Here is a 25,661-nt window from a genome sequence, read left to right as displayed (position 1 = left end):
ACGCTTGAATTCACGCTTTTATTCACAACACGCGGTTGGGGGTCAGAGTGCTGAACTACAAAGCATAGTAGTCCGGCACGGGAAACTTCATGTGAAGACCGCGATTCTAATACGGAATTCTTAAATAAATCAAGCCAAAGGGGCTAGGACGTGTGCGAACGCGCCACACGGCCGGCCGTCCAGGACAGGCAGGCGCAGGCCGCCAGGGTGGTCGTCAGGGGCAGGGCGGTGTCGGCCTGCCAGGCGCTGACGGCAAAACCCGCCAGGGCGCCGCAGGACAATTGAAGCGTCCCCAATAGCGCCGACGCAGCGCCCAGGCGCTTGCCTTGGTCGGACAGCGCGAGCGCCGCCGAGTTGGGGTTCACGAAGCCCTGGCTGCCCATGTAGGCGATCAGGCACAGCATCAGCAACGGCAGCGTCATCAGGCCGGCCAGCGTCAGGGCGACGGCGGCGAGGCTGGCGCAGGCCAGCGTGACCAGCGCACGGCGCTGCAGTTGTCGCGGCGTGTGGGTGCGCAGCAGGCGGGCGCTGATCTGCGAGCAGATGATGAGCGACAGCGCATTGGTGCCGAACAGCAGGCCGTAGTACTGCGGCGGCACGCCGTAGAGTTCGATGAAGACGCGCGGCGAACCGATGATGTACGCAAACATGCCCGCCTGCCCGAACCCGCCCGCCAGGCTGTGCGCCATGAAGCCGCGGTGCGCGAAGAGGCCGCGGTAGTTCTGCAGGATGGTGCTCCAGCGCAGCGGCACCACGCGGTCCGGCGTGAGCGATTCCTTCATGATCATGATGACCGCGGCCATCAGCATCGCACCGCCCGCCAGCATCACCCAGAACAGGCTGCGCCACGAGGTGATGGCCAGCAGCTGGCCGCCGATCAGCGGCGCGAGGATGGGCGCGAGGCCCATGATGAGCATCAGCAGCGACATCGCGCGCGCGGCTTCATGGGTTTCGTAATGGTCGCGGATGACCGCGCGCGGGATCACGATGCCGGCCGCGCCGCCCATGGCCTGCACGACGCGCCAGCCGGTCAGGGCTTCGACCGAACCCGACAGCGCGCACCCCAGCGAGGCGATCATGAACAGCGTCAGGCCCACCAGCAGCGGCGGCTTGCGGCCGTAGCGGTCCGCCATCGGGCCGTAGAACACCTGCGCCAGCGCCAGGCCGATCAGGTACGCCGCCAGCGTGCGTTCGACATCGCCGCGGGCCACGCCAAGGTTCGCCGCGATCGTGGGGAACGCGGGCAGATACATGTCGATGGCGAACGGGCCGATGGCCGTCAGCGCGCCCATGAGAATGAGCCAACCGGGCAGGCTGCTGCGGGATGTTTGCATTGGGGGCATGTAGATCGCGGTAAAACGCAGGGACAGGGCGCGTGGCAGTGCAGAGGCTGTATTGGCCGCGCCAAGCCGGGGACTTTATCATGGGCGGGCTTACAGGAAGATTGCGGGCATTTTCCGTTAGCGTCCCTGGTGTCCCTATGCATCCGGAGGATAAGCCGTGAATCCTTTGCTATCTGTCGTGGAGCGCAAACTTCAGGCCTTGCCTGTTCCCGTCCAGCTTGTGCTGCCCGATGGCGCCGTGCTCGGCCCACCCGACCCGCGCGTGCGGTTCGTGACGCATGACAAGACCGCGTTGGCGCATCTGGCCGAAGGGGCCGTTGGCGTGCTGGGCCAGGACTATGTCGAAGGCCGCATCGATATCGAGGGCAGCATGCGCGATGTGATGGCGGCGGCGGCTGCCCTGCTGCCCGGCTCTCCGATGGACGCGGCGCGCGGCGGCTGGCTGACTGACCTGGTGCGCAAGGTGATATCGGTGTGGCGCCATTCCATCGAGCGCGACGCCCGGCAGATCGAATTTCACTACGACCTGTCCGACGACTTCTACGCGCTGTGGCTGGATCCGCGCCGCGTGTATTCCTGCGCATACTTCCGCGAACCGGGCATGACGCTCGCGCAGGCGCAGGAAGCCAAACTGGATCTCATCTGCCGCAAGCTGCGCCTGGCGTCGGGCGAGCGCTTCCTGGATGTGGGGGCGGGGTGGGGCGGGCTGTTGCTGTGGGCGGCCGAACACTATGGCGTGGACGCCACCGGCATCACGCTGTCGCGCAACCAGCATGCGCACGTCAGCCGGCTGATCCAGGAAAAAGGCCTGTCAGATCGCGTGCGCATCGAATTGCTGGACTACCGCAAGCTGGACGCGTCGCAGCCCTACGACAAGATTGCGTCGGTGGGCATGTTCGAGCACGTAGGCCGCGCGCAACTGGAAAGCTACTTCGCCACGTTGCGCCGCCTGCTCAAGCCGGGCGGGCTCATCATGAACCACGGCATCACCGCCGCCGGCGTGGATAACGCGGAACTCGGCAACGGCATGGGCGAGTTCATCGAGAAGTACATCTTCCCGGGCGGCGAGCTGACGCACGTCAGCGTCGTGATGCAGACATTGGCCAACGGCGGCTTGGAAGACCTGGACGTGGAGAACCTGCGTCCGCACTATGCGCGCACGCTGTGGGCGTGGAGCGATCGGCTGGAAGCGCGGTTGCCGGACGCGGCGCGCATTCTGGGCGCGGACCAGGGCGAGCGCTCACTGCGCGCCTACCGGCTGTATCTGGCCGGTTGCGCGATGGCCTTCGAGCATGGGTGGATCGCGCTGCATCAGATTCTTGCGCAGCATCCCGCGACGGGGCGCGCGGATGAACTGGATTTTCCCGCCGATCTGTCATATCCGTGGCGGCGGGACTATATGTACGGAGACCCGCCCGGGCAGTGATGGCCGGACAAAGCGCATCACCCCGGTGATTTGCAAATCGCCGATCCGTCGTTCGTGACGGCGGACTGGCGGCATACCATCGAACTTGCCCGCCCCGATATGCATGTGAAATAGCTTGGGGGCATGCTACGGAGCGAAGGCTGCGCCGACAAAGAATATCTGGACATATGCTTGTTTCCTTCGGCTGCGCTGGCGCGTTCGGCGTGGGCATTGAGGCTGCGCTGAGCGGCCTGCCATCGGCGCTATTTGGATAGCAGAAATAGTTCGTTCCTCCGCCGCGCGCGCGTTGCTAGGATCGCCGGCCAACCTACGTTGCCACCCTGCGTCGCCACCCTACATCGCGAATGGCGCGGTGTGGCGAACCCACCGGCCCAAGGAGCCCGCGACCTCATGTCCATCAATCCCTTTCCCCTGCGGCGCTTTGCAGCGACCTCGGCGCTGGCCTTCGCAACGCTAGTCGCGGCCGCTGCACCGGCGCATGCCGAAGGCACATTGCGCGTGGCGCAGCAGTTCGGCATCGCGTATCTGATCCTTGATGTGGTCAAAGACCAGAAGCTGATCGAGAAGCACGGCAAGCAGGCCGGCGTGGATATCAAGGTGGAATGGGCGCAGATTTCCGGTGCGTCGGCCATGAACGAGGCGCTGCTGGCGGGCGCGCTGGACATGGTGTCGGCCGGCGTGCCGCCTGCGCTGGTGCTGTGGGATCGCACGCGCGGCAAGCAGAACGTGAAGCTGGTGGCGGCGCTGGGGTCGTTGCCCAACTATTTGCTGAGCAACAATCCGGCAGTGAAGACGCTGGATGACTTTGGCGCCAAGGATCGCATCGCGGTGCCGGCCGCGGGCGTCGGATTCCAGTCGCGCACCCTGCAGATCGAAGCGGCCAAGCGTTATGGCAAGGACAACTTCAAGCGCTTCGACGATATTTCCATCAGCCTGCCGCATCCGGATGCGACCACCGCGCTGATCTCCGGCGGCCTGGAAGTGAACGCGCATTTTTCCAGCGCGCCGTTCTACTACCAGGCGCTGGAGCGCAATCCGGCGGTGCACAAGGTGATCAGTTCGTACGACATCCTGGGCGGACCCGCGACGTTCAACGTGCTGTACACCACCCAGAAATTCCACGACGCCAATCCCAAGACCTATCAGGCGTTCTACGCTGCGCTGGCGGAGGCTGCGGCGTGGATTCCCGGCCACAAGGACGAGGCCGCCGCGATCTTCATCCGCCAGCAGAATTCCAAGCTCCCGGTCGATTTTGTGAAGAAGATCCTGGACGATCCCGAAAACCAGTTCACTATCACGCCGCAGCAGACCAAGGTGTATGCCGACAAGCTGCGCGAGATCGGCGTGCTGCACGGGCAGGCCGACAGCTGGAAGGATTACTTCTTCGCGCCGGCCCACGCCACCGCGGGTAGCTGAGGGTCGGTGGGTTCCTCGATTAACCTCTGCGCCCGTGGGCGCAGGTGCGGGTGATTCGATGCTCCGTCAGAACTCGGCTCCGGCGCAAAGCGGCGCTGGAATACGGCCAGGCCGAAGTGGGCGCGGCGAATTGCCCCGGTGTCTGACACCCCGGTGAGACAGTCTTCAGGTTTAGGCTCTGCCGCAAGGGTGTCTGACACCTCGCCCGAACTGCGGCAGAAAAGCCGGGCCGCTTGCCGGGAAATGCGCGTCCAAACGCCCCCGCCAACTCGCCGTTTCCCGTTCCTGACGCCCGTTTTGGAACGCCCTGTATGTGTTTATCCGAACATATTGTTAACTAAATGTATCGATCATCCAGGGACGAATTTTCCCTGGGGGAAACGGCCATCTACCCAAGTGCATACCGGGTTTTCCCTGACGTTTTTCGTGGCGAATGTATCTGTTTCATTCACCCTCGGGGTTGGTCGGCATGTCAATTTCGTTTAAGATGCCGCCTTCTTCGTTCAGTTTGTTCTCTTTCTCTGAGTTCTCAAAAACCCGTTTTTGAAGCTCCCTGTCTTGCAAGACGCCGCGTCCCTCGCGGGCCGTCTTGTTGCTAGTGTCGGTTTGTATTGGCGGTTCTGCCCGTCTTCCGCACAACCCCCTTAGCTCCACGGTGCCTCCCGGGCCTGTTCCCGGCGTGCGTGCCTGAACCTATGGAGGCAAAAGCCAATGCGTTTTACCCCTGTCAAGACCCTGGCCGCCGCGGCCGTTCTGTTTGCGTTTGCCGGTTCGGCCCAAGCCGCCGACGCACCGCAATGCGAAATCAAGCGGCCGGTCACCTTCGGCGCCATGAACTGGGAATCCAATCTGGTCCTGGTCGACGTCGAACGTTTCATCATGGAAAAGGGCTACGGTTGCAAGACCGAAACCCTGCCGACTGAAACGCTGCCCGCCCTGGCTGCCCTCGAGCGCGGCGATCTGGACATCAATACCGAAATCTGGCTGAACAGCGTGGCCGACCCCTGGGCCCGCGCCGAGAAGACCGGCAAGGTCAAGCGCATCGGTGACCTGTACATGGGCGCCGAAGGCTGGTACATCCCCAAGTACACGGCCGAGCGCCTGCCGGAACTGAAGTCCGCCGCCGACCTGCCCAAGTTCAAGGACCAGTTCAAAGATCCGGAAGAGCCCGGCAAGGGCCGTTTCTACGGCTGCCCGGCAGGCTGGGGTTGCGAAGTCACCAGCAACAACCTGTTCCATGCCCTGAAGCTTGACGACTCCTACACGCTGTATTCGCCCGGCACGGGCGCGGCGCAAAAGGCGGCCCTGATGTCGGCCTACAAGCGCAAGCAGAACGTTGTCTTCTACTACTGGTCCCCCACGCCGCTGGTCGGCGCCATGGATCTGGTCAAGCTGGACCTGCCGCCCTACGACGCCGAAAAGCACAAGTGCCTGACGTCGCCCAAGTGCGCCAAGCCGGAGCCCAGCGCCTATCCCGACAATCCCGTCTTCACGGCGGTGAACACCAAGTTCTCCGAAGATGCGCCCAAGCTGACCGAATTCCTGTCCAAGGTTTCGGTGCCGCTGCCGGTCATCAACGAAACCCTGGCCCACATGGAAGAGTCCGGCGATGAATCCACCGCCGTGGCCAAGTGGTTCCTGAAGAACAAACCCGACGTCTGGACCAAGTGGGTCCCCGCCGACGTCGCCGGGCGCGTCCAAAGCGCGCTGTAAAGCACTGTGATCCTGGCTGCGCGCCGCGGTGGCGCGTACCGGCCCCTTGAGGGACCGGACCTCTTTGCCGGGATGGCCGCCGGCCGGGCGCAAGCGTCCGGCCCGGCAAGCGTGCTTGTGCCGCCACCCGCGGTGGCAGTGATACCGGTGCAGGGCACCGATGCGGATGTGATCTGCGCGATCCATCATCCGTCCAGGTGCCAGGCACCCGTCTCAGTCTCGTTGTTTTCCGCTGCGCCGGCGCGCCCGGTGGCGACACGGGCGGCGAGCGCGCCAGAATGGAGTCGAAACGATGTTTCCTGAAATTATTCCCGCCCGTCAGGTACGGGGGGCGATCGACGGCTTTGTCGATCATCTGGTCACCAACTATGCCGACACGCTGGAGACGTTGTCCCAGCCCGTGCTGCATGCGTTGGTGTGGTTGGAGCAACTCTTGCGCAGCTCGCCCTGGTGGGCGGTTGTCGCGGTCACCATCGCGATCGCCTATGGCGTGAGCCGCCGCGTCGGGCTGAGCCTGGCAATGGGCGCGCTGCTGTGCGTGATCGGCGTGCTGGGCCTGTGGGACGCCGGCATGCAGACGCTGGCGCTGATGATCATGGCCGCCGGCCTGTCGGTGCTGATCGGCATCCCGCTGGGCGTGCTGATGGCGCGTGTGAACTGGCTGCGTTCGGGCATGCTGCCCGTGCTGGACGTGATGCAGACGATGCCCAGCTTCGTGTACCTGATTCCCGTCGTCATGCTGTTTGGCCTGGGCAAGATCCCCGCCATTATCGCGACCGTCATCTATGCCGTGCCGCCGCTCATCCGCCTGACCGACCTGGGCATCCGCCTGGTCGACCGCGAAGTGCTGGAAGCGTCGCGCGCCTTTGGCGCCAATCCGCGCCAGCAGCTGTTCGGCGTGCAGTTGCCCCTGGCGCTGCCCAACATCATGGCCGGCATCAACCAGACCACGATGATGGCGCTGTCGATGGTCGTGATCGCGTCGATGATCGGCGCGCGCGGCCTGGGTTATGAAGTGCTGCTGGGCATCAACCGCCTGGAAGTGGGCCGGGGCCTGTTGGCCGGCCTGGGTATCGTGGTGCTGGCCGTGCTGTTCGACCGGATCACGCAATCGTATGGACAGCGCATGCGCATGGGAGGCCAGCGATGAGCAAGATCGAAGTCAAGAACATCTACAAGATCTTCGGAGCGCATCCGAAGAAGTGGCTGGAAGCCGCGCAGGGCGGCATGAGCAAGGAAGAGCTGCTGGCCAAAAGCGGCCACACGCTGGGTCTGCGCGACATCAGCCTGTCCATCGAAGAAGGCAGCATCTACGTCATCATGGGCTTGTCCGGATCGGGCAAGTCGACCCTGATCCGCCACTTCAACCGCCTGATCGAGCCCAGCGCGGGCCACATCCTGGTCGATGGCGTGGACGTGGTCAGCCTGAACAAGCGCGATCTGGAAGTCTTCCGCCAAAAGAAGATGAGCATGGTCTTCCAGCGCTTTGGCCTGTTTCCGCACCGCACGGTGCTGGACAACGCCGCGTACGGCCTGACCGTGCAAGGCGTGGGCAAGGCCGAGCGTGAGCAGCGCGCCCGCGAATGGCTGGAACAGGTGGGCCTGTCGGGCTTCGAGAACCAGTACCCGCATCAGCTTTCCGGCGGCATGCAGCAGCGTGTCGGCCTGGCGCGCGCGCTGGCTACCGACGCCGAAATCCTGCTGATGGACGAGGCGTTCTCCGCGCTGGATCCGCTGATCCGCCGCGAAATGCAGGATCAGCTGCTGCAACTGCAGGCCAAGCTCAACAAGACCATCGTCTTCATCACGCACGATCTGGACGAAGCGCTGCGCCTGGGCAACCGCATCGCCATCCTGAAGGATGGCGAGCTGGTGCAGGAAGGCACGCCGGAAGACATTTTGCTGAACCCGGCCAACGATTACGTGCAGTCGTTCCTGCAGGACGTGAACCGCACCAAGGTGCTCAACGCCACGCACGCCGTGAATCCGGCGCGCCTGACGCTGACCATGCGCTCGCGCCCCGCGCATGCCGTAGACCGCATGAGCGCGCTGAACTACGAGTACGCGCCGGTGCTGGACGGCAAGCGCCTCGCCGGCGTGCTGACCGCCGAGGCAGCCGCGAAGGCGATGCAGGAAGGCGCGCGCGATGTGTCCCGCTTTGTCGAGGACCTGGCGTCGGTGCCTGCCACGGCGGGCCTGGGCGAAGTGCTGGCGCAACTGGTGCACAGCGACCAGCCGGTCGCCGTGACGGGCGAGGACGACGAGTTCCTGGGCATGCTGTCCCGCAAAAAGGTCGTGGAACTGGTCACGCCGGCCCTGACCGAGACGCCGGTGTCGGCTGAAACCTTGACGGAAACCCCGGCTACGGCGGATGCAGACGCGTCGAACGTCCAACCGGAACTGGAACGCGAAGGCAAGGCCGCCGCCTGATTCCGGCGTTCCCCGCATGTCCCCTTGCGCCCGCGTGCAGTTGCTTGCACGCGGGCGCAGTCACGATATGATGGCTTGCCGGTCGGCTTGGCCGGTTTTCCTTTTATCGGAACATCGGAATCGTCATGCCCCTCTTGAACGTCCAGATCATGCAAGGCCACACGGCCGCCCAGAAAGCCGACCTGCTCAACGCCGCGTCCAACGCGGTGGTCGAAAGCATCGCGGCGCCGCTGTCCAGCGTGCGCGCCGTGCTGCACGAAGTCCCGGCCGAACACGTGATCGTCGCGGGCGAAATCGGCAAGCGCATGGCGCGCGTGGACGTGGATCTGATCGAAGGCCGCGACGAAGCCAAGAAGGCCGCCCTGATCGCGGCGCTGAACCAGGCCGTGTGCGCCAGTCTCGACATCTCTGGCGAAGACGTCCGCGTGATCCTGCGCGACGTGCCCAAGACCGACATGGGCGTGGCAAATGGCCTGAGCGCCAAGGCCGCGGGACGTTAAGTCGCCCGGCTTACCAAAGCAGTATTGAAAACGCCCGCTTCACGCGGGCGTTTGTCTTGGCGAGTGACGCGTAGGCGCAATTGCGTTCAATCCAGCTTCACGTTCGCCGCCTTCACCACCTCGCCCCATCGCGCGATCTCGCTCTTGATGTAGGCGGCATATTCTTGCGGCGTCGACCCCAGCGCCTGCGCGCCTTGCACCTTCAGCTGCTTCTGCATCTCTGGAGATTTCAGCGCGCGCAGGATCTCGGCATTGAGCTTGTCGATCACAGGCGCGGGCGTGCCGGCCGGCACCACCACGCCTTGCCAAGCCCCCATCCCAAAACCCGGCGCCACGGTTTCCGCCACCGTCGGCACGTTGGGCAACTGGTCGCTGCGCGTCTCGCTGGTCACCGCCAGCGCACGCAGCTTGCCTTCGCGGATGAAGCCCAGCGAATCGTTCAGCGTGTTGGTCATAACCTGAACCTGTCCGCCGACGAGATCCGTCATGGCCGGGGCGCTGCCGCGATAGGGCACGTGGACCGCATCGATATCGAGCGAGCGCAAAAGCAGGAGCGCGCCCAGATGCGTGACGTTGCCGGCGCCGGCGGAGCCGTACGACAGCTTGCCGGGATGCTTGCGGGCATAGTCCACGAAGGCGGGCGCCGTATCGGCGGGCACGGACGGATGCACCAGCAGGACGAGCGGAATGACGGCCGTGGTGGACACCGGCGCAAAGTCCTTGACCGGGTCGAAGGCCAGCGAGCGATACAGGTTGGGGCTGAGCGCAATGGACGAGGTGTTGTACAGCACCGTGTAGCCGTCGGGCTTGGCCGCGGCCGCGTACTGCATGCCGATGTTGCCGTTGGCGCCGCCCTTGTTTTCGACGACGACGGTCTGGCCCAACTGGTCCGTCAACTGCTTGGCCAGCACGCGCGCCACCAGATCAGTCGGACCGCCGGGCGGGAAGGGCACCACCATCGTGATCGGGCGGTCGGGCCACGCGGCCTGGGCGCTGGCGGCGCCTCCCAGCGCCAGAAGAGCCAGCGTGGTCGCCAGCAGTGCTTTTTTCATGGGTTGTCTCCTTGGGCTGTTATGGGTACTGCGGATGGGCGGCGGCGTCCTCTGCGGGATGCCTGCCGCTGATAGCGGTCAGCCTGATCAGCGCGGCCTGCCGGCCAGCATGCGCACGGCCGTGTAGGCCATCACCGGCTTGCCGTGCTGGTTGCGCACGTCGATGGCGGACGTGACGACCGCGCGGTTGTGCTGCGAGGTCGGGCGCACGCCGGTCACTTCGATCTCGGCCCAGATGGTGTCGCCGGCCACCACCGGCGCAATCATCTTCTTGTGAACCTCCAGCAGCGCCAGACCCGTTCCCTGCACCATGCCCTGCATGATCAGGCCTTCGATCAGGCCATAGGTCAGCGCGCCCGGCGCGGGGCGGCCCTGGATGGCGCCGTGGGTGTAGGTGGCGTCGATGAAGATGGTCTCCAGCATGCCGGTGACGCTGATGAAGTTGACGATGTCGGTCTCGGTCACCGTGCGGCGAAATGTCTGGAAGCGTTGGCCGACCGTCAGGTCCTGCCAGTAAAAACCTTGGCCGAGTTGGATGGCGGGCGAGGTGTCGCGGTCTTGGGTCATGCGGGGTCCTTGGCGTTTTCAGAAAGGGGGGCGTTGGCTTGCCGGGCGGCGCCGGTGTCCAGCAGCGCGTCAACGGCTGCCGGCGAGAGGCCCGCTTCGGCCAGCACGTTGCGCGTGTGCTCGCCCAGGCGCGGCGGCATGGCGGGCGGCACGTGGGAATGCTGCAAACGCACGGGGTTGCGCGGGAAGCGGTAATGACTGCCGGACGCGCTTTCCAGCGGCACGAAGAAGTCTACGCTGGCCAGATGTGGGTCGGTCTCCAGATCTTCCAGCCGGTTCACGGGTGCGGCCGGGATCTGCAGCCGCTCACACAGCGCCAGCCAGTACGCCGTGTCATGGGCCGCAACGAGGCCAGCCTGCAATTCGTACAGGGTCTCGATGTGGCGCGTGCGCGCCGAAATATCGGCAAAGCGTGGATCCTGCGCCAGATCGGGGCGGCCGGCCGCGTTGAAGAAGTCGCGCCAATGCGCGTCGGTATAGGGCATCAGGCAGACGTGTCCGTCTGCGGTCTGGCAGGGCCGGCGCCAAGGCGTGAGCACGCGCGGATAACCGGCGTCGCCCGGCTCGTCCGCCAGATGCCGGCCGTAGTAGTGCTCGACCAGCGCAAAGGACGCCATGCTTTCGAACATGGGCACTTCCAGTTGCTGGCCCTGTCCGGTACGCGCGCGCTGGAACAGCGCCGCAAGAATGGCGTGCGCGGCGACCAGACCGCACGTCTTGTCGGCGGCGACGGTGGGCAGGTAGCGCGGCGCGCCGGTCTGGCGGCCGACAAGATCCGCGAACCCCGACAGGCCCTGGATGATGTCGTCGTAGGCTGGGCGGCCGTCGTACGCGCCGCCTTCACCGAAGCCATACAGGCCGGCATAGACTAGCCGCGGGTTGCGCGCGCACAGCGTGGCGGGGTCCAGCCCCAGCGCCGCCATCTTGGCCGGCCGCATGCTGTGCATCAGCACGTCGGCCTGGTCCACCAGCGTCAGCAGCGCCTCGCGCGCGGCGGGCTGCTTCAGGTCCAGCACGATGCTGCGCTTGTTGCGGTTTAGGCCCAGGAAGATGGCCGACAGGCCGGGCTCCTGCGCGGGGCCGGTCTGCCGGGTGGAGTCGCCGCCGGGCGCTTCGACCTTGATGACGTCCGCACCGTAGTCGGCCAGGATCTGCGAGGCATAGGGGCCAAATACGACGGAAGTCAGGTCCAGGACGCGGATGCCGTCCAGCGCCGGGCCGTTTGAGAGGGGAGATGTCGTCATGGCGGAAATCCTATCGGCGCCGCACATACGCGTCTAATATGGCTTCGGTATTGCTTGATACGGATTCTGTTATGGCTATAGATTTGCGCCAGCTTCGGCAGTTCGTCACGATCGCCGAGCTGGGGAGTTACCGCCGCGCCGCCGATGCGCTGCACATCGCCCAACCGGCGCTGTCGGTGTCGATCCAGAAGCTGGAGCATGCGGTGGGCGTGCCGCTGCTGGTGCGGGGCGCCAAGGGCGTCACCACGACACCGGCGGGCGACGCCCTGATGGCCGATGCGCGCCGCGCGCTATTCCATACCGATCAGGCGCGCCAGGCGGCGCGCCGGGTGGCGTTGGGGGAATGGGGGACGCTGCGCCTGGGCTTTGTGGGCTCGGCCACGTACATGCTGCTGCCGCGCTGCCTGCCGGCCTTCCGCGCGCAGTACCCGGATGTTCATCTGGACCTGCGCGAAGACAGCACGGTCGGATTGGTGGCGATGCTGCGGGCCAACGAGATCGATGCGGGTTTGGTGCGCGGTCCGTTGGCCGAAGACAGCGAGCTGGATTCATGGGTGGTCGAGCGCGACGACCTGATGCTGGCCGTGCCGGCCTGCCATCCTCTGGCCGACGTTGGCCCGATTGCGCTCGAGCGCATGCGGTCCGAAAACTTCGTGCTGTATTCGCCGGCCAAGGTGCCGGGGCTGAACGGCGTGACGCTGGCGCTGTGTCACAAGGCGGGGTTTTCGCCCCGCATCAGCCAGGAAGCCATTCAGGTGCAGACGCTGGTCAGCCTGGTCGCCAGCGGCCTGGGTGTGGCGCTGGTGCCTGGCGTGACCCGCGCGTATTCGACGCCGCACGTGGCGTTTGTGCCGCTGACCGACCCGGATGCGCAGGGCGCGCTGTCGCTGTCGCTGGTGACGCATCGCGACACCTCATGCGCATCCGTGCTGCGCTTGCGCGACAGCATGCTGACGCCGGCGCTTGTGCCTGCCTGACCCGCGCTACACCGCGCTACACCGCATAAACCACCCGGTGTGCCTCCGTGGGCAGCGGCAGGTCCCAGCGGTGCAACATGCCGGTCAGCGTCTTGTTGGATAGCGACGTGTCGCGCCGCGCATTGCGGCGCAGCAGCTCGGCACGCGGTTTTTCCAGATACACCAGCTCCACGTCCGCGTGATAGGCAAAGAGCAGATCCAGTGTCTTCTTGCGCATCAGCTCGCTGAGGTTGGTGGCGTTCCACACAAACGGCGCGCGGGCGCGCAGCAGTGCCTTTGCACGGTCAATGGCCAGGTGCGCGACCATGCCCTCGTTCTTGCCATGGCGCAGGCCCAGTTCCTCGCGCGCATCGTCGAACGACACCACCGGCAGGTCCGGATGATGCGCCGCCACCCACGTGTTCTTGCCGGACGCCGGCAACCCCGACATGACGATGACCCGCGAGCCCGGCTCCTGGAACAACGCATAGTCGGGATGCACGTCGGCGCCGCGGAAATAGCTGACGGCGGTGTGCGCGTCGGCAAAGGCACGGGGCTGGCCGAAGCACTGCTCGTCGCGCGCCAGCTCGCAGAAGAGGGCGATGTTGTCCAGCACGCGTGCAGAGTCAGCGCATATCCGGCCGCGCATGTCGGCTTCGGCCAGCATGGCGAGCAATGGAAGGGACACGTGCCAGGACAACTCGCGCACGATGAACTCCGGCGAGCGGCCGCGGCGCGAGCCTTCCAGCGCGAAGAACGGCACCTGATGCGTGGCGATCAGCCGGCATATCGCTTCGCGCACCGCGAACGGCACGCCCGCGTCCCACAATGCGATGCGCGCGTCGATGGCGCCCTTGCGCGAGTGGCCAGGCTGGCCGATGGCGCCGGTTACCGGGTCGATCACCGTCGTGCTGTGCTTGGCCACGTCGTGCAGCAGCGCGGCCAGGAACACGATCTCCTGGTCGGCGCGGGACGCGGCCTGGTACTGCGGCAGCGCGAGCAGCGCGTCCACCACCATCTGCGTATGCGTCCATACATCGCCCTCGCCGTGATAGCGGGGGTCCTGCGGCGTGGTCTTGGCCAGCTCCAGCGCGGGGAAGGCGGCCAGGCAAGCCGCATAGTCCGCGCCGCGCCCCGGCTGGGGCACGAGGGCCCGGATCTGTTCGTGATTCATGATGTCTCTCCCGTGCGCGCGTCGCGCAACGTGTCCCAGTCGACTGCAAGGCGCGGCGCGTACAGGTCGACGCCGTCGGCGAGCTGGTTGGGGATGAACGGCTGCTCCGAATGGTGCATGTCCGAATCCAGAATGGCCTGTACGAAGTCGCGGCGCACCCACTTGTAGCGGGCGATGGTCTTGCCGTCCGCTTCGGCCTTGATATACAGGCCTTCCGACAGATCCGACTTGTCGCACTGCTTCCACGCGCGAGCCAGGTCCAGGCCTTCGCGCAGCACGGTGGCCTCGAAGGCATCGCGCCAGCCAGCCGTCTTGGCAAGCGACGGCTTGAGCATGGTCTTCACTTCGGCCAGCCGCGCGGGCGCGGGGCCTTCGTACAACACGGGCACCGACAGCACCGGACCATCGGCCAACAACGCGCGGCGCGCGCCGGTCGACAGGAACTCGCCGGTGCGCCGGTCCAGCACGTCGAATTCAAAGAAGTGATGCGGCAGGGCGTCGTAGAACACGGAGTGCTTCTTCGACAGCGTTTCGCCGTACATCACATAGCGATCTTCCAGCCGCTCCAGCAGCCAGTCCGCGTGCGCGGCGGCCCAGGCCTTGACGAAGCTGAACTGCCGCTCGCGGCCGCCGCCCACCAGGTAGTGGCCGCGGGATTGCAGCAGCAGTTCGCCCGACGGGCTGAAGCTGATGCCCGTGTTGGCGCCATCCAGCTTTTCTTCGACGACGAGCGTCTGGCCGGCCAGCGTGCGATAGGGCACGTGGTCATGGCCTTCGTCCCCGTCCTGCAGGCGCGAGCCTTCAAGGTGGGGCGTTCGGGGATATCGGAACAGGTCTAGCGATTGCGCGTAGGCGCAGAAATCCAGCGTCATGGGTCTTCTCCAGCAAATGGGAAAAGCCGACGACACAGTCTTTACGGGAGGGGAAGCGGGGAGGGGAGGTGTTGCGCTTCCTGGATCCGCGCCTGCCGGGCGGGGGTGTGCTCATTACATGGCGTCGAGCAGCGAATGCGGGCAGGCTGACCGCGGTACCAGGACGGTACTCGTCGGCGTTCAGGCGAATTGACGAATGGCAGACACGGTTGCACCCAAAAAGCGAAAGGCGTTGAAAAAGCAGGGCCGAATGCTAAGTCAGCGCGGCGGCCCTTGTCAATGCGCCGCCGCGTGTGTGGCAGGGCTGCGTCAGGCGGGCGGCGCGGCGCGCAGCACGATCTGCGTGATCTCCGATGGCCGGCCAAGCCGGATCGGAAAGCCCGGCCACAGGCCCGCGCCGTTGCTCACGTAAAGCTGCATGTTGCCGACCTGGTACATGCCCGACACGTAGCCTTCGTTGGCCAATTGGGTGATGAAATGCGGACCGAGAATCTGGCCGCCGTGCGTGTGGCCCGACAGCTGCAGGCCGGCGCCGGCTTGCGCGTGGCGCTCAGCGCCCACGGGCCGATGGCTAAGCAGGATCACCGCCGACGACGGCGGAACGCCCTTCATGGCCGCGTCGATGTCCGGCAGCGGCTGGTTCACGCGCGCTGCCACGCTGTCGGTGATTCCCGCCAAGACCAGCGGCTGGCCGTCGCGTTCAATTGTCATGTGTTCATTGAGCAGCATGCGCAGGCCGAGTTTCCTGAAGGCCTCGATCCAGCCCAGGTACTCGGCGTAATACTCGTGGTTGCCCGGAATCGCCACCACGCCATATTGCGCGCGCAGATCGGCCAGCGGTTGCACGTCGGCGGCGCGCGCTGCAGGCGTGCCGTCGACCAGATCACCCGTGATGAGCGTCAGGTCCGGCTTGAGCGCATTGGTGCGCGCCACGACGGCCTGCATCCAGTCGCCCTGCAGCAGGCGGCTGGCGTGCAGGTCGGTCAGGTGCACGATGCGAAAGCCGTCATACGCTTGCGGCAGGTTGGGCAAGGCGACCTCGATCGTCTTGACCTCCGGCACGCGCACGGCCTGCCAGACGCCAACGGCGGACAGCGCGAGCGCGGCCACGGCGGACCCGGCGCGCAGACGCGTGCAGCCCAGCAGCGCGCGTCCGCGTCCGCGCGAGAACAGCGATATGACGAGCCCCGCCACATCCGTGACGAACAGGAAGGCGGCCAGCAGAATGAGCGCGCCAAACGCCCAGCCCAGCGTCATCAGCACGGCGGCGGGCACCTCGGGCGACGCCATGGTGCCGAAGAAGTTGCGGGTGATGAGATGGTGCTCGGCGGCCAGCACGACCAATATCGACAGCAGCACTCGGCTGGAAGCGGGCCACTTCAATTGCCAGACGAAGCGCCAGATGACGTAGAGCGCGATCAGCGCGGTGATGACATGAAACACGTGCGAAATCCTGAATCTTGTTGTTGGAATCGCCGGGCCTGGCGTCTCGCTGCCGCCCGGACGAAATTTCCCGCGAGGGAGCGCCGATTAAAACACTGGATTCTGCGCGGCGGCTGAAACATGGCGCGCGTTGATGGCGGGTCGTAGAATCGCATGCGCCTGCCGCAATCTGGAGTTGCCTTGTCCACGCTTATCCGCCCCGCCCGTCCCGAGGATGCTGCGCTGCTGCCCGCGATCGAACGATCTGCGGGCGCGCTGTTTCGCGCCGCGCCCGGCCTGGAATGGATCGCGGACGACGCGGTGATGTCTGAGGCCGACCATCTGCGCCTGATCGCGCAGGGCACGTCGTGGGTGGCGCAAGCGTCGGATCAATTGTGCGGGTTCCTTTGCGCCGAGCGCTTCGAAGACGCGTTGCACCTGCGGGAGCTGGCGGTCGATGCCGGTCATCAGCGGATGGGAATTGGCCGCGCCCTCGTGCAGGCCGCGTGCGGCCATGCCTGGGCAGCGGGCCTGGCAGCGGTCACCCTGACGACCTTTCGCGACCTGGCATGGAATGCGCCCTGGTATGCGCGGCTCGGATTCCGCGAAGTGCAGGCAATGCCCGGCTCACGGCTGCATGCGGTGCTGGCGGCCGAGGCCAGCCACGGGCTGCCGGTTGAGCGGCGCGTGGCGATGCGCCTGCACCGGGCACCGGACGCATAGCCCAAGCGCCGCGTTGGGCGTGCCGAGCTGCGGTTGGCGACCGCTGGATTACCCAAAAATAGTTCGGTATTCTGCGTTATCCCGGTGCGCCAGCCCGCGCCGGTGACTGCGCTGTCGTCCTCCGTGGCGCGCGCATCCGGCAGCTACGCCGATCCGGGCGATTCGCGGTGCTCTCCCCTCAGGAGCGACATGGCAAGAGAACGCAGAGTGCGCTTGTTGACCGTGCTTATTTCGCTGGCGGTGCTCAGCGTGGCGGTCGGCTTTTTCAATGCCATGTACGCGGGCTACCAGGCGCAGAAGACGCAGGTCGTCAAGAACACGCTCGACGCCAATCTGGCCTACGCACAGAAGCTGGCGGACATCATCAACCTGTATATCCAGACGGGTGACCGGCAGCTTACCGCCGGGGCAAACCGCATCCCGCGGTTGGCGGATGCGCCCGGCGCGCTGCAGGCTGAGCTGTCGGATCTGGCCGGCACGATCGAAGGCGTAACGGCGGTGCTGTTGGCCGATCCCGGTGGCCGGATCACCAGCCGGTCCAAGGACAGTCCGTCGCCGCTGGCCGCCATCAAGCAACTGGACGAACTGGGCGTACGGGAGCTGCGCGCGGGGCAATGGGCGCGGCCATGCTGCCTGCCGGGGGCGCGCTTTGCGACGCTGACACTGGTGGAACCTGTGCCTGGCCCGCAGAACGCGGTTTCGGGTTATCTCGCCGCCATCGTTGTGCTGGAGCATGGCGGCGGCCTGGACCGGCTCGTCGGCCAGCATGCGTATGCGGACGGCACCTCCGTGTATCTGGTCAATGGCGAGGGTCAGATGCTGTACCGGCATGGCGCGGACGCGGACATTGCGAGCGCGGTCCAGGCGCGCCTGTCGCCCGCCACGGGGCCGGGCGTCGAGCAAGTCATGGACGCTTCCGGCGCGGCGGTGATCGCGGGATACGCGCCGCTGGTCAAGGGCAACTGGGCGGTCGTGGTGCAGCGTCCGCTCGACAGCGCGCTGTCGCCCCTCAAGGACCTGTTGGGCGCGTCGCTGCAGTTCGCCGTGCCGGCTGTGGTGCTGACCTTGTTGCTCGTCAGCGCATGCGCCTACGCGATCGCGCGGCCCCTCGCACGCCTGGCTGACGCCTTCGCCAGCGACGAGCCGGTTGGTCCGACGGCCTTGCGCGCCACCACGCTGAAGACCTGGTATTTCGAGGCCGAAAAGCTGCGGCAGGCGTTGGCCGCTGCGCAAGCGCGCCATCGGGACGAAGTCGGCCGCTTGAACACGGAAACGCTGACCGATCCCATGACCGGGCTGATGAATCGCCGCGCCCTGCGCGCGCGGATCGACGAGCTGGTCGCCGCCGCGTCGCCGTTTGCGGTCATCGCGCTCGATCTCGACCACTTCAAGCAGATCAATGATGTGTATGGCCATCCGACGGGCGATAAGGTCCTGGTGGCGCTGGCGCGGACCCTGCAGGAGAACGTGCGCGCCGGCGATCAGGCCTTTCGCATCGGCGGCGAGGAATTCGTGATGATCCTGCCTCAGCGGGGCGGGAAGGACGAAGCGCAGGACGACACGCAGGACACGGCGCACGAAACGACGCAGGACGCCATGCGGTCGGCGGCACAGACAGCAGCCCAGGCGGCCGAGCGCATCCGGGCGGCCGTGGCGGCGCGCCCGATGCCCGATGGCGTGCGTCCGGTGACCGTGTCCGTGGGCGTGGCGCTGTGGCCGCGGGACGGCGCATCGCCGCAGGCCGTCATCAAATGCGCCGATCAGGCGCTGTACCGATCAAAGCAGACGGGCCGGGACAGAGTGACGATGTGGGAAGCGTCGGCCAAGGCTTGAACCCGCCCGGCGGCCACCAGCGATTTCGGGTGGTTCGGCTTGAACCGTCTGACCGCGGCGGCGCAGGGGTGGCGGTCAGCTTCTGACGGCCAGTGTGCCCACCGGTGGATCAGGCGCCCGTCAGGCCCGCGAAAAACCGCTTCGCGTTCGACTCCAGACCTTCGATGTAATACCCGCCCTCCTGCACGATCAGCGTGGGCAGGTTCAGTCCGCCCACGTCGCGGCCCAAGCGGTCGAAGCCGTCTTCGGACACGCTGACCATGGCCTGCGGATCCTTTTCGAAGATGTCAAAACCCAGCGACAGCACCAGCGCATCGGGCTGGAACAACGTGATCGCGCGGCGCGCCTGCGCCAGCCGGTCGAAGAACACGGATTCGGGCGAGCCGTGCGGCATGGGCAGGTTGATGTTGTAGCCGTATCCTTCGCCGGCTCCGCGCTCGTCTTCAAAGCCTGCCACCACCGGATAGAAATTTTCGGGATCGCCGTGGATGGACACGTACAGGACGTCGCTGCGCTCGTAGAAGATCTCCTGGATGCCCTGGCCGTGATGCATGTCGGTGTCCAGGATGGCCACGCGCGGAAATTTGGACGTCAGCCGCTGGGCCGCGATGGCGGCGTTGTTCAGGTAGCAGAAGCCGCCCGCGGCATCGCGCCGCGCGTGGTGACCGGGCGGGCGGCAGATCGCGTAGGCGCTGCGGTCTCCGGCCAGCAGGGCGTCGGCGCCCGCGATGGCGCATTGCGCCGACCAATACGCCGAATGCCAGGTTTTGGGGCCGACCGGACAACTGCCGTCCGCCAGGTAACGCCCGGCCTTGGCCAGCACGCCGCGCAGCGCATTGCGTTCGCGCACGAAGACGTTCGACACGACCTCACCGCCCCAATCGCCGGGCAGCTTCATCCAGTCCTCATGCGCGTCCTGCAGGAAGCGCAGGTAATCCAGGCTGTGCACCGCCGCGATCGCACCCGCCCCGTCGTCGGCGGGCGCCTGGACGTCGAATCCCAGCTTGCGCGCCGCCTGCACCAGGCCGTCCAGCCGCGACGGCACCTCCTGCGGCGTGCGCATTTTGCCGCGCGAAAAGTAGGTCTGCGGATGGTGAAGCTTTTGATCGTCGTGGAAGAACGCCTTCATGCCTGGGACCTCGGGGTTGGTTGGCGCGCGATGCGCGCGGCGGCCGCGGATAGGAAACCATGAATTCTTATCCAGCGGCGTGGCGCTGCTTATGGGGGATTACCCGCGCCGCCCGGGTCGAGGTCAGTCTGAGCCGCCTTTTCCACTATTGCGGCGTGATATGCGCCGCCTTGACGATGTCGCGCCACTTTTCGCCCTCGGTCACGTTGAACCGGGCAAACGTGGCGGGATCAGATCCCACCGGCTTGGCGCCCAGGCCGGCGTACTGCGTCACGACATTGGGCTGCTTGAGCGCCCGCGCCGCGTGCTCGGACAGCTTGGCCACAATGGCCGGCGGCGTGCCCTTGGGCGCCCACAGGCCGTACCACGTGCTGATGTCAAAGCCCGGGAATCCGGATTCGGCCATGGCGGGCACGTCGGGCAGTTCATCGACGCGGCGGCTGGTTGTCACCGCCACCGCCCGCAGCTTGCCCGACTTGATGAACGGCATCGCCGACGGCATCGAATCGAACATCAGCTGGATCTGTCCGCCCACCAGATCCGTCAGCGCGGGCGCGCTGCCCTTGTAAGGCACGTGCTGCATCGGCAGGCCGGAACGCACCTTGAACGATTCGCCTGCAAGCTGTTGCGCGGACGCCGAACCCGCCGATCCGAAGTTCAGCGGCTGGGCCTTGCCCTGCGCCACAAGGTCCTGCACCGTGCGCACCTTCGACGTTTCAGGCACGACCAGCACGAGCGGCACGTCCGCAAGCTGCGTGATGGGCGCGAAGTCCTTGAAGGCGTCGTAACGCATCGACGCGTAGATGTACGGGTTGATGACGTGCAGCGACGCGTTGGCCAGGAACGTGTAGCCGTCGGGCGCGGCGCGCGCCACGAGGTCCGCGCCGATCATGCCGCTGGCGCCGGGCTTGTTGTCGACGACGATGTTCTGCCCGATGGTCTTGGACATCTCGGCGGCCACCAGCCGCGCCACGATGTCGGTCGGCCCGCCGGGCGGGTAGGGCACGACCATCGTGATGGGTTTGCTGGGATAGGCGTCGGCCGCCACCGCGGCGACGGGCAGGCTGGCGCAGCAGGCGGCTAGCGCCGCGGCGGCAAGATGGCGTGGCCGGGCGGCGCGCCGGAAGTCGTTGGTACGCATGGGGTTGTCTCCGTCGTTATCGTGATCGCCACCTTGCCGACGACTTGTCGGCTTTCCAGGGCGGCGAGTGCTGCGGCAAGACCGGTGATCGGATAGATCGCCGTTACAGCCGGCCGGATCCGCTGGCGGCGGGCCCAGTCGAACAGGGTGGACATGGTCCGCTGCATGGCGGGCGCGTGGACGATGCGTTCGTCCGCGGGCGTCCAGCCGATGTAGCGGCCAAAGAAAAACCCATGCAGGGCAATGTTCTTCACAAGCAGCAGGTTCAGCGGCACATCCGGGATGCGGCCGCTGGCGAAACCCACCGACACCATGCGGGCATTGGCCGCCGCGGCGCGCACGCTGCGTTCGAAGGCGTCGCCGCCCACCGCGTCCAGCACCACGTCAGCGCCGCGCCCGTCGCTGGCCGCCTTGACGGCCTGCGGCATCGACTCGTCAGCGGCGAACGCCTGCACCGCGCCCGCGTCCAGTGCGGCCTGGCGCTTGGCCGGTGTGCTGGCGCAGGCCAGCACCGTCGCGCCCAGCGCCGACGCTATCTCCACGGCCGCCAGTCCCACGCCCGAGCCCGCGCCCAGCACCAGCACCGTGTCGCCGGGCTGCATCGCGGCGCGCCACAACAACGCGCCCCATGCCGTGCCGTACGAGATGGGAATGGGCAGCGCGGTCAGAAGCGGCAGATCGTCGGGCACGGGATAGACGGTGTATTCCGGCAAGGTCAGTCGTTCGGCATAGCAGCCCCAGCGCGCCAGCGCCACGACCTTGTCGCCGGGCTTGAACCGCGTGACCTTGGCGCCGCACGCGATGACGCGGCCCGCGGCCTCCGTGCCGGGCGCAAACGGCAGCGGCGGACGGCTTTGATAGCGTCCCTCGATGAGCAGCTTGGTTGCGTGGCTGACGCTGGCATGCTCGACGGCGATGGTGACTTCGTCGGGCGCGGGCGCCGGCGCCTCGGGAAGCTCACCGGGCAATACGTCTTCAACCGGACCATGGCGATGGCAGACCAGGGCGCGCATCAGCGGGCCTCCTTGCCGCATGCCGCCTGGCGCAGCACGCCGGCATGCAGCATGGCCTGGATGTCGGCGGGCGCGACGCCCCACTCGGTCAACACATCCACGGTGTGCTCGCCAACCGCCGGCGCCGCGGTGAGCGGCCGGCGTGTCAAGGCCCCGGCCGCGCGCGCATAGGGCAGGGGCTGGCCGCCGGGCTGCGCCAGCGGTTCCAGCAGCCCCAGATGCGCCGTCTGCGGATGCGCCGCCAGGCCGTCGTAGTCCCGCACGTACGCGTGCAGCACGTCCTCGCGCGCCAGGCGCTCCACCCAGTGCGCGGCAGGGCGCCGCGCCAACTGTTCCGCCATTTCCCGATGCAGTCGCTCGCGCTGCGCCATGCGGCCTGCGTTGGTGGACAGGGCGGGGTCCGCCAGCCAGTCGGTTCGTTCGAGCGCGCGGCACAAGCGCGCGAACTGGTCGTTGTTCAACGCCAGCACGGACAGGCGCGCATCCGCGGTGTCGAAGACGCCGTTGGGGGCGCTGACCGCCACGGCCTCCCGCTGTCCCGCAATGCCGTACGCAAGGATGTCGTTCACCTGCAAGGCCGCGCAGGCCTGCAGCAGATTCAACTGCACATGCTGGCCGCGGCCGCTGCGCGCCTGCTGATAGAGCGCGGCGCTGGCCGCCTGCACGGCGTACAGCGCGGTGGCGATGTCCGCCATCAGAAGGCCGATGCGGCGCGGCTCGCCGGCGGGTGTCTGGTTGGCGAACATCAGGCCGCTATCCGCCTGCATCACCGAGTCGGAGGCGGGGGCGTTGGCGTAGGGGCCGTCCGGTCCGTAGCCGCTGATGGACACGTAGACCAGGCCCGGGCAACGTGCGGCCAGGCTGTCGTAGCCCACCCCCATGCGTTCGGCGACGCCGGGGCGGAAATTCTGGATTACGAGGTCCGCGCGCCGCGCCATGTCCGCCAGCAGCACTTTGCCTTGCGGCTGGCGCGCGTCCACGCACACGCCGCGTTTGCCGGCGTTGTAGGCGATGGATAGCGCGCTCTGGTCGTCGCGGAGCACACCGACGTGCCGGCCCCAGTCGCCGTCTGGCGGTTCCACCTTTACGACGTCGGCGCCTTGCTGCCACAGCATCTGCGCGCAGTACGGGCCCGCGATGCCCTGGCTGAGGTCCAGCACACGCAGTCCGGAATAGGGTCCGCTGGAAACGTCGGTCAACGGGGTGGGCATGGGTGGATGTCGGTCCGGAGCAAGGGTTCGAAGGCGATGAAGACGATGCTAGACTCGGCCGACGCATTGGACAATCCACCGGTTTGTGCCGGGAATGGTGAACCATGATTGACAATAAGCCGGACCTGAACCTCGTCAGACTGTTTGTCGCAATGGTCGAGTCGCGCAACCTCAGCGCGGCCGCGCAGCGTTGCGGCATGACGCGGTCGAACATGTCGCACCGCCTGAAGCGGCTGGAACTCGATCTGGGCGCGCAGCTGTTCCGGCGCACCACCCGGCATGTCGAGCTGACGCAGGCCGGCCAGTTGCTGTACCAGCACGGGATCCGATTGCTGGACGAGATGCGCGCGGTGCAGGCGGCCATCGACAGCCTGGATGGGACCGTGCGCGGCGATGTGCGCATCCGGCTGCCCACTGGCCTGGGCCACCTTTATCTTGCCCCCGTGCTGCTGGAATTTGCGCGCGCGCATCCCGACATTGCGCTGCGTGTGCACATCAACGACGGGATCGGCGACCTGATCTCCGCTGAAGTCGACATCGCCCTCAAGATCACCTCGTCTCCGCCCGAAGATCACGTGGCGCGGCGGCTGTGCGACATTCAGTGGTGCCTGTGCGCGTCGCCGGATTTCCTGGCGCGCAACGGGCCGGTGCAACGGATGGAGCAGTTGGGCCGCTGCGACCTGATCGCGCCGCAATCGCTGGGCCGGCGCTTCGACCTGCGGCTCAAGCAGGCGCATGGCGACCCGCTGATCCTGCGCGTCGCGCCGCGGCTGCAGTCGGGCGACTATCCGTTTCTGCGCGATGCGGTGCTGGCGGGCTTGGGTGTGGCGCTGCTGCCCCGCTATGCCGTGTGGGAATTGCTGCGTGACGAGACGCTGGTGCAGGTGCTGCCCGCGTACGAGCCCGAGGGGGTGGGCGATGCCATCTACCTGCTGACCGCGCCCAACCGGTTCCCGTCCATGGCTACGCGCGTGCTGGCGGATTTCATCCGCGTGCACATCGAGCGGCATGCGCCGGATTGGAGCGGAGCGGCCGCGGGCGACTGCGCTTATGCGCCGGCGCGATCCTGACCCAAGCGCGTGATGGCAGCGTGCACGTCATCCACATGCACCATTAGCTCTCGCACCTGCCGCAACAGCGCGAACTGGTTCAGCACGGCGCTCCAGCGAGGCGCAACTAGCAACTGTTGCCACACCGGCGCAAGCGCCGACGCATCCGGCGCCTCGCCTGAGGCCAACGCGCTGGCGAAGTCCAGGCTTTCCTGCGCTGACAACAGCTGCATCCGGCCAGCGGCATTCAGCAGCCGCGGCGCGGTATCCGCCGGCGCGTCGGAAAAGTAGAGAATCGTCCCGGCAAGATCAGCGTCGTCCGCCGACAGCGCCGCCAACGCTGCACCGCGCAGCCGCACCGGCCCCTGGTGGCTCTCGAACACATAAATGGTCTGTGCATCTGCGTGCGCAAGCAACCGCAGACCGCGCAGCAAGCGGGGCAGATCCGACGTCGCCGCGTCCGTTGATGCCTTGGCCTCAACGAGCAGGCACACATCCCAGACCGGCGCCGCAGCGTCGCCGGCCGACTGGCGCAGCAGCGCCACGTCCCATTCGGTCTTGGCGCGGTTTGCGTTGCCCGGGATAGACGCCGGGACGTGCATTGACGTGACCACCCGATAACTTTCGCCCGTCCTTTGCGCAAGCTGCGTGGCCATCGCGGTAATGGCGCCTTCGGCCAACGCTTCAACGGCGATGCCGCGGCGGCGCGCGTCCAGCCCCTGCGCGGCGGCCTGCGGCGTGCCGGGGCGGGGACCTTGCCGTTGCCAAAGATGTTGATAGCGTTGCACCAGCGGATCCGTGGACAACGTCTTCATGCGGCGCAGACGCGCCAAGGCGGGGTCGTCCAGCAACCGTTCCAGCGGCGCGGAAATCGCCGGGCTTGTCGCGGCGTCCGAGGGCTGCGCCGCAAGCAGGCGCTCGGCGCCTTGCGTCAATGCGGCCCAGTCCTCGGCTGCCGCCGCCGCATGCAACGACGCCAGCGCGTCCGCCAACGGCCCGGCCGGCATCCCGCGGCGCTTGCCGGGATGCGCAAACGCATCGACCGCAGTACGTACCGCGCGCCGGTCCGCCTGGGCGTGCGCCGACAACGAAGCGTATTCGCGCACCAGCGGGGATTGATGCCGCAGCACCATGGCCTGAAACGCGGAATCTCCGCCGCTTTCGCGCAGTGCGTCCCGAATCAGTTGCGAGAGCGCGTCTACGAACAGGCGTTCACTGGCGGATGATGGCGCTGCGTCTGCACTGAGCGCAACGCGGGCCTGTTCGATGGCGATGGCAAGCGCCATCGCCGGGTCGGAAACTTCAAGCCCGCTGCGGGCCGCGGGCAGCGGACCCACGCGATAGCGACGCGGGATGGCGCGCAGCGTCAGGTCCAGCAGGGAATGCGGCAAAGCAGAGGGCATGAAGGTTCCGTGTCATGTCCGGCCTCGCTGCCAAGGAATTACCA

22 protein-coding genes are annotated in these 25,661 nt (G+C 66.6%); 10 read left to right on the top strand and 12 right to left on the bottom strand.

Going from position 1 to position 25,661, the window contains the following annotated elements; translation table 11 throughout:
• Positions 1–143: 143 nt before the first annotated feature.
• Positions 144–1,343, bottom strand: a complete 1,200-nt coding sequence (locus AB3147_RS20685; protein ID WP_218344338.1) for a Bcr/CflA family multidrug efflux MFS transporter — start codon at positions 1,341–1,343, stop codon at positions 144–146.
• A 157-nt stretch (positions 1,344–1,500) separates the two neighbouring features.
• Here AB3147_RS20685 and AB3147_RS20680 point away from each other — a divergent pair, with 157 nt between their 5' ends.
• The 6 genes from AB3147_RS20680 to AB3147_RS20655 all read left to right on the top strand — a co-directional run bounded on the left by AB3147_RS20680 (position 1,501) and on the right by AB3147_RS20655 (position 8,828).
• Complete coding sequence (locus AB3147_RS20680) at positions 1,501–2,769, top strand: class I SAM-dependent methyltransferase (RefSeq protein WP_367352859.1); 1,269 nt, start codon at positions 1,501–1,503, stop codon at positions 2,767–2,769.
• Positions 2,770–3,159: 390 nt separating this feature from the next.
• Entirely contained in the window at positions 3,160–4,185 is a 1,026-nt protein-coding gene (locus tag AB3147_RS20675) for an ABC transporter substrate-binding protein (RefSeq protein ID WP_367352858.1), read from the top strand.
• A 711-nt stretch (positions 4,186–4,896) separates the two neighbouring features.
• Complete coding sequence (locus AB3147_RS20670; RefSeq protein WP_175125229.1) at positions 4,897–5,898, top strand: ABC transporter substrate-binding protein; 1,002 nt, start codon at positions 4,897–4,899, stop codon at positions 5,896–5,898.
• Between the two features lie 292 nt (positions 5,899–6,190).
• Positions 6,191–7,048 (top strand): ABC transporter permease, encoded by an 858-nt coding sequence (locus AB3147_RS20665; protein WP_218344358.1) that lies wholly within the window; start codon positions 6,191–6,193, stop codon positions 7,046–7,048.
• Positions 7,045–8,328: a quaternary amine ABC transporter ATP-binding protein gene (locus AB3147_RS20660; RefSeq protein WP_254595051.1), complete on the top strand. Its 1,284-nt coding sequence runs from the start codon at positions 7,045–7,047 to the stop codon at positions 8,326–8,328. The genes AB3147_RS20665 and AB3147_RS20660 overlap by 4 nt, the downstream gene beginning before the upstream one ends.
• A gap of 125 nt (positions 8,329–8,453) precedes the next feature.
• The gene (locus AB3147_RS20655; protein WP_175125231.1) at positions 8,454–8,828 is read left to right on the top strand and encodes a tautomerase family protein; all 375 of its coding nucleotides are present in this window, start codon (positions 8,454–8,456) and stop codon (positions 8,826–8,828) included.
• Between the two features lie 86 nt (positions 8,829–8,914).
• Here AB3147_RS20655 and AB3147_RS20650 read toward each other — a convergent pair whose 3' ends face one another.
• The 3 genes from AB3147_RS20650 to AB3147_RS20640 all read right to left on the bottom strand — a co-directional run bounded on the left by AB3147_RS20650 (position 8,915) and on the right by AB3147_RS20640 (position 11,691).
• The gene (locus AB3147_RS20650) at positions 8,915–9,880 is read right to left on the bottom strand and encodes a Bug family tripartite tricarboxylate transporter substrate binding protein (RefSeq protein WP_175185795.1); all 966 of its coding nucleotides are present in this window, start codon (positions 9,878–9,880) and stop codon (positions 8,915–8,917) included.
• Between the two features lie 87 nt (positions 9,881–9,967).
• Positions 9,968–10,447, bottom strand: a complete 480-nt coding sequence (locus tag AB3147_RS20645; RefSeq protein ID WP_175125232.1) for a MaoC family dehydratase — start codon at positions 10,445–10,447, stop codon at positions 9,968–9,970.
• The gene (locus AB3147_RS20640) at positions 10,444–11,691 is read right to left on the bottom strand and encodes a CaiB/BaiF CoA transferase family protein (RefSeq protein WP_367352857.1); all 1,248 of its coding nucleotides are present in this window, start codon (positions 11,689–11,691) and stop codon (positions 10,444–10,446) included. The genes AB3147_RS20645 and AB3147_RS20640 overlap by 4 nt, the downstream gene beginning before the upstream one ends.
• A 71-nt stretch (positions 11,692–11,762) precedes the next feature.
• Between AB3147_RS20640 and AB3147_RS20635 the strand changes: the two genes are divergently transcribed.
• Complete coding sequence (locus AB3147_RS20635; protein ID WP_367352856.1) at positions 11,763–12,668, top strand: LysR family transcriptional regulator; 906 nt, start codon at positions 11,763–11,765, stop codon at positions 12,666–12,668.
• Positions 12,669–12,684: 16 nt separating this feature from the next.
• Here the strand turns inward: AB3147_RS20635 and AB3147_RS20630 are convergent, their stop codons facing one another.
• The 3 genes from AB3147_RS20630 to AB3147_RS20620 all read right to left on the bottom strand — a co-directional run bounded on the left by AB3147_RS20630 (position 12,685) and on the right by AB3147_RS20620 (position 16,136).
• Positions 12,685–13,821, bottom strand: a complete 1,137-nt coding sequence (locus AB3147_RS20630; protein WP_367352855.1) for an AAA family ATPase — start codon at positions 13,819–13,821, stop codon at positions 12,685–12,687.
• Positions 13,818–14,693 (bottom strand): RNA ligase family protein, encoded by an 876-nt coding sequence (locus tag AB3147_RS20625; protein WP_367352854.1) that lies wholly within the window; start codon positions 14,691–14,693, stop codon positions 13,818–13,820. Before AB3147_RS20625 ends, AB3147_RS20630 begins: the two co-directional genes overlap by 4 nt.
• Positions 14,694–15,002: 309 nt before the next feature.
• Entirely contained in the window at positions 15,003–16,136 is a 1,134-nt protein-coding gene (locus AB3147_RS20620) for a metallophosphoesterase (protein ID WP_367352853.1), read from the bottom strand.
• A gap of 180 nt (positions 16,137–16,316) precedes the next feature.
• Between AB3147_RS20620 and AB3147_RS20615 the strand changes: the two genes are divergently transcribed.
• Both AB3147_RS20615 and AB3147_RS20610 read left to right on the top strand, forming a co-directional pair.
• Positions 16,317–16,838 carry a GNAT family N-acetyltransferase gene (locus AB3147_RS20615; protein ID WP_367352852.1) on the top strand — a complete coding sequence of 174 codons (522 nt, stop codon included), beginning with the start codon at positions 16,317–16,319 and terminating at the stop codon, positions 16,836–16,838.
• A gap of 207 nt (positions 16,839–17,045) precedes the next feature.
• Positions 17,046–18,671, top strand: coding sequence for a GGDEF domain-containing protein (locus tag AB3147_RS20610; protein WP_367352851.1), 1,626 nt, complete (start codon positions 17,046–17,048; stop codon positions 18,669–18,671).
• Between the two features lie 109 nt (positions 18,672–18,780).
• Here the strand turns inward: AB3147_RS20610 and AB3147_RS20605 are convergent, their stop codons facing one another.
• From AB3147_RS20605 to AB3147_RS20590, 4 genes are all read right to left on the bottom strand, one after another.
• Positions 18,781–19,800, bottom strand: a complete 1,020-nt coding sequence (locus AB3147_RS20605; protein WP_367352850.1) for a histone deacetylase family protein — start codon at positions 19,798–19,800, stop codon at positions 18,781–18,783.
• 145 nt (positions 19,801–19,945) lie between these two features.
• Positions 19,946–20,941, bottom strand: a complete 996-nt coding sequence (locus AB3147_RS20600; protein ID WP_367352849.1) for a Bug family tripartite tricarboxylate transporter substrate binding protein — start codon at positions 20,939–20,941, stop codon at positions 19,946–19,948.
• Positions 20,881–21,954, bottom strand: coding sequence for an NADPH:quinone oxidoreductase family protein (locus tag AB3147_RS20595; RefSeq protein WP_367352848.1), 1,074 nt, complete (start codon positions 21,952–21,954; stop codon positions 20,881–20,883). The genes AB3147_RS20600 and AB3147_RS20595 overlap by 61 nt, the downstream gene beginning before the upstream one ends.
• The gene (locus tag AB3147_RS20590; protein ID WP_367352847.1) at positions 21,954–23,165 is read right to left on the bottom strand and encodes a CaiB/BaiF CoA transferase family protein; all 1,212 of its coding nucleotides are present in this window, start codon (positions 23,163–23,165) and stop codon (positions 21,954–21,956) included. The genes AB3147_RS20595 and AB3147_RS20590 overlap by 1 nt, the downstream gene beginning before the upstream one ends.
• A 104-nt stretch (positions 23,166–23,269) precedes the next feature.
• Here AB3147_RS20590 and AB3147_RS20585 point away from each other — a divergent pair, with 104 nt between their 5' ends.
• The gene (locus tag AB3147_RS20585) at positions 23,270–24,235 is read left to right on the top strand and encodes a LysR family transcriptional regulator (protein ID WP_367352846.1); all 966 of its coding nucleotides are present in this window, start codon (positions 23,270–23,272) and stop codon (positions 24,233–24,235) included.
• Here the strand turns inward: AB3147_RS20585 and AB3147_RS20580 are convergent.
• The gene (locus AB3147_RS20580; protein ID WP_367352845.1) at positions 24,214–25,617 is read right to left on the bottom strand and encodes a 3-deoxy-D-arabino-heptulosonate 7-phosphate synthase; all 1,404 of its coding nucleotides are present in this window, start codon (positions 25,615–25,617) and stop codon (positions 24,214–24,216) included. The genes AB3147_RS20585 and AB3147_RS20580 overlap by 22 nt on opposite strands.
• Positions 25,618–25,661: the final 44 nt, after the last annotated feature.

It is taken from the genome of Achromobacter animicus (assembly GCF_040775605.1).
In the GTDB taxonomy this organism is placed as follows: domain Bacteria; phylum Pseudomonadota; class Gammaproteobacteria; order Burkholderiales; family Burkholderiaceae_B; genus Achromobacter; species Achromobacter animicus.
Note: the sequence above shows the minus strand (reverse complement) of the source record. Positions and strands in the feature narration are given on the sequence as shown.

Bases quoted from the DNA above. Each gene is read 5' to 3' on its own strand.
- AB3147_RS20685 (WP_218344338.1), bottom strand. From the start codon at position 1,343: ATGCCCCCAATGCAAACATCCCGCAGCAGCCTGCCCGGTTGGCTCATT.
- AB3147_RS20675 (WP_367352858.1), top strand. From the start codon at position 3,160: ATGTCCATCAATCCCTTTCCCCTGCGGCGCTTTGCAGCGACCTCGGCG.
- AB3147_RS20670 (WP_175125229.1), top strand. From the start codon at position 4,897: ATGCGTTTTACCCCTGTCAAGACCCTGGCCGCCGCGGCCGTTCTGTTT.
- AB3147_RS20665 (WP_218344358.1), top strand. From the start codon at position 6,191: ATGTTTCCTGAAATTATTCCCGCCCGTCAGGTACGGGGGGCGATCGAC.
- AB3147_RS20660 (WP_254595051.1), top strand. From the start codon at position 7,045: ATGAGCAAGATCGAAGTCAAGAACATCTACAAGATCTTCGGAGCGCAT.
- AB3147_RS20655 (WP_175125231.1), top strand. From the start codon at position 8,454: ATGCCCCTCTTGAACGTCCAGATCATGCAAGGCCACACGGCCGCCCAG.
- AB3147_RS20650 (WP_175185795.1), bottom strand. From the start codon at position 9,880: ATGAAAAAAGCACTGCTGGCGACCACGCTGGCTCTTCTGGCGCTGGGA.
- AB3147_RS20645 (WP_175125232.1), bottom strand. From the start codon at position 10,447: ATGACCCAAGACCGCGACACCTCGCCCGCCATCCAACTCGGCCAAGGT.
- AB3147_RS20640 (WP_367352857.1), bottom strand. From the start codon at position 11,691: ATGACGACATCTCCCCTCTCAAACGGCCCGGCGCTGGACGGCATCCGC.
- AB3147_RS20635 (WP_367352856.1), top strand. From the start codon at position 11,763: ATGGCTATAGATTTGCGCCAGCTTCGGCAGTTCGTCACGATCGCCGAG.
- AB3147_RS20630 (WP_367352855.1), bottom strand. From the start codon at position 13,821: ATGAATCACGAACAGATCCGGGCCCTCGTGCCCCAGCCGGGGCGCGGC.
- AB3147_RS20625 (WP_367352854.1), bottom strand. From the start codon at position 14,693: ATGACGCTGGATTTCTGCGCCTACGCGCAATCGCTAGACCTGTTCCGA.
- AB3147_RS20605 (WP_367352850.1), bottom strand. From the start codon at position 19,800: ATGAAGGCGTTCTTCCACGACGATCAAAAGCTTCACCATCCGCAGACC.
- AB3147_RS20600 (WP_367352849.1), bottom strand. From the start codon at position 20,941: ATGCGTACCAACGACTTCCGGCGCGCCGCCCGGCCACGCCATCTTGCC.
- AB3147_RS20595 (WP_367352848.1), bottom strand. From the start codon at position 21,954: ATGCGCGCCCTGGTCTGCCATCGCCATGGTCCGGTTGAAGACGTATTG.
- AB3147_RS20590 (WP_367352847.1), bottom strand. From the start codon at position 23,165: ATGCCCACCCCGTTGACCGACGTTTCCAGCGGACCCTATTCCGGACTG.
- AB3147_RS20585 (WP_367352846.1), top strand. From the start codon at position 23,270: ATGATTGACAATAAGCCGGACCTGAACCTCGTCAGACTGTTTGTCGCA.
- AB3147_RS20580 (WP_367352845.1), bottom strand. From the start codon at position 25,617: ATGCCCTCTGCTTTGCCGCATTCCCTGCTGGACCTGACGCTGCGCGCC.